The organism is Oscillibacter sp. CU971, assembly GCF_905219725.1.
Classification (GTDB): domain Bacteria; phylum Bacillota; class Clostridia; order Oscillospirales; family Oscillospiraceae; genus Oscillibacter.
Genome location: NZ_CAJMXG010000323.1, coordinates 1 through 2,683 on the forward strand (window position 1 = coordinate 1; position 2,683 = coordinate 2,683).

Annotated in this window: 1 protein-coding gene; it reads left to right on the plus strand. The window is 67.1% G+C overall.

All coding sequences use genetic code 11. From position 1 onward, the window contains the following. Positions 1–1,628 precede the first annotated feature (1,628 nt). Positions 1,629–2,474, plus strand: a complete 846-nt coding sequence (locus JX325_RS14815; protein WP_204791844.1) for an HAD-IIB family hydrolase — start codon at positions 1,629–1,631, stop codon at positions 2,472–2,474. Positions 2,475–2,683: the final 209 nt, after the last annotated feature.

Here is a 2,683-nt window from a genome sequence, read left to right on the forward strand (position 1 = left end):
CTCTGGGAGGCTGCCCACGACGCCCGCCAGCTTTACATCCGCCGGAAGCACACGGTGGTCCTGCCCCTGGTCACGGCCCTGCCCCCCACGCTGTTCCTGCTTTTGGAGCGGTATCAGGTGAAGGTGCCCTACTGGTCCGGGGACCGGGAGGTCCAGTGCGTGGTTTTGCTCGTCTGCCTGGGGCTGACGGCACTGCTGTGCCGCCATGTGTTTCTCAAGGGCTTCGGCATGCTGCTGCGCCGCCGGTGCGTGGCGGAGCTGCTGGTGTCCCTCTCCGTCCTGGTTTCGGGGCTGGACTGCGCCGCCCGGCTTTTGGGCGGGCGGACCGGCGGAGCCATGCCCTACGCCTCCGTCAGCTGCCTGGGGCTGGTGTTCGCCCAGTGGGGCGTCCGCCGGGAGAGCAAGGGGAATTACGACATGCTCCGGGCCGCCTCCCTGGACGAGGACCCGCCCTATCTGGTGGCCGCCACCTCCCAGGGGGCCTGCAAGCAGCGGGGCTCNGTCCCTGGCTTCTTCACCACCGCCGCCCGGAGCGACGCGGCCACCCTCTGGCAGACGGCGCTGCTGCCCGCCTTTTTGGCGGCGGCCCTGGTCTTCGCGGGCCTGAGCTCCGCGGGACAGGAGCGGGGCGGGGACTTTTTGCTGAACCTCTCCGCCATCCTCCCGGCGGCGGCCACCTTTTCCCTGCCCCTGTGCTGGGCCCTGCCCTGGTCCAAGCTGTCGGAGCACCTCCAGAGGACCGGCTGCGCCGTGGCCGGCTGGTCCGGGGCCCAGAAGATCAGCGCCCGGCGGCGGATGATTGTCACTGACTCGGACCTCTTCCCCCCCGGCGCCGTCCAGCTCAACGGGCGGAAGCTCTTCGCCGAGACACAGGAGCAGGCCGTCTCCCTGGCGGCCTCCATGGCCCGGGCCGCCGGGTCCGGCCTGGAGCGCCTCTTCAACAACCTGGTCCGCAGCGAGGGGGGCCGCTATGAGAAGGTGGANGATTTCAGCTTCTNCGNCGAGGGCGGCTGGTCCGGGACCATCAAGGGCGAGTTCGTGCTGATGGGCGGCATCTCCTTCATGCGGAAAATGAACATCCGGCTGCCCGCGGACGTGAACCTGAAAACCGGCGTGTTTCTGGCGGTGGACAAGGAGCTCATCGCGGTCTTCGCCGTGAAGTACAGCCCCTCGGAGAACGTGGACTTCGCCATGAAGCTGATGCAGCGCAGCCGCATCCAGCCCATCCTGGCCTCCCGGGACCCCAACATCACCCCCTCCCTCATCAAGCGGAAGTTCAGCCGGGGGGCGCACATGGAATACCCCAGCCTTTCGGAGCGCATCGCCCTCAGCGAGGCGGAGAAGGACCGGGACCTGCCCCGGGCCCTGCTGTTCCGGGAGGGGTTGCTGCCCTACGCGGAAACGGTGGCGGGAAGCCTCCGGCTCTGCAAGGCGGTCCGCCGGGCGGCGGCCATTTCGCTGCTTGGCAGCTGGGCGGGGACTCTGCTGACCTTCTACCTCACAAGCCTGGGGGCCTATNAGCTGCTGAACCCCCTGGCGCTGGAGGTCTTCCTGCTGCTTTGGACCCTGCCGGTGCTGCTGATGGCGGACTGGACGGGGCNCTATTAAACTGTCAAGGAGTGGAATTTATGGGTAAATTTGACGGCGTGCTGCTGGCCAGCGACTTTGACAACACGCTTTTATACACCGAGGACGCCCTGCGCACCGGCGGGCCGGTGCCCCCCCTGCCGGAGCGGAACCGGGAGGCCCTGGCCTATTTCATGGCCCAGGGGGGACGCTTCGCCATCGCCACGGGCCGGGCCCTTCCCGCCTTTCTCCGCCACGCGGGAGACGTTCCCATGAACGCCCCCGGCGTGGTGTGCAACGGCGCGGCCATTTATGATTTTGAGAAAGGCGAGTACCTGGAAACCGCCATGCTGGACGAGGCCGCCCGGCAGCGGGGCCAGGCGGCGCTGGACCGCTTCCCCGGCGTGGCCGTGGAGGCCTACCACATCGACAATATCATCCATGTGGTCCACCCCAACGCCATTTCCCGCCAGCATGAGCACATGACCCACGCGGAGCTCACCGAGGCCCCCTCCCTGCCGGAGGTGCCCCTGCCCCTGGGGAAGCTCCTCTTCGAGGCGGACCACGAGACGCTGGAGGAGGTTCTGGCCTTCTTCACGGCGCAGGGGTGGGCGGAGGACTACGAGCTGATTTTCTCCGTCTCCCACCTGCTGGAAATGACCATCAAGGGGGCCAGCAAGGGCGGCATGGTCCGCCGCCTGGCCGCCCGGCTTGGAATCTCCATGGAACACGTCTACTGCGCCGGGGACGAGGCCAACGACCTTTCCATGCTTCAGGCCGCCGCCGAGGGCTTCGCCCCCGCCAACGCCTCCCCCGCCATCCGGGAGTCCGGGGCCACGGTGGTCTGCGGCGCCCGGGAGGGGGCCATCGCGGACGTGATTGCGATACTGGATAAAAAGTACTCCTGAAATACGGCAAGCCCGGCGGGTCCTCCGCCGGGTTTTTTCTGTCTCCGCCCCTTGCAATTTCCCGTGAGCGTGCTACAATAAACGGCGTAGTAAGCAAACGCGACGAAACGATTTTAAGAGAGGGTGACACAAACAGCATGGAATGGACAATGACGGGAGGTGTCCCCGGCCAGATCTGCCTGATGCAGGGCAACGAGGCCATTGTGCGG

Excerpts from the sequence above, each read along its gene's own strand:
- JX325_RS14815 (WP_204791844.1), top strand. The coding sequence starts at position 1,629 with ATGGGTAAATTTGACGGCGTGCTGCTGGCCAGCGACTTTGACAACACG.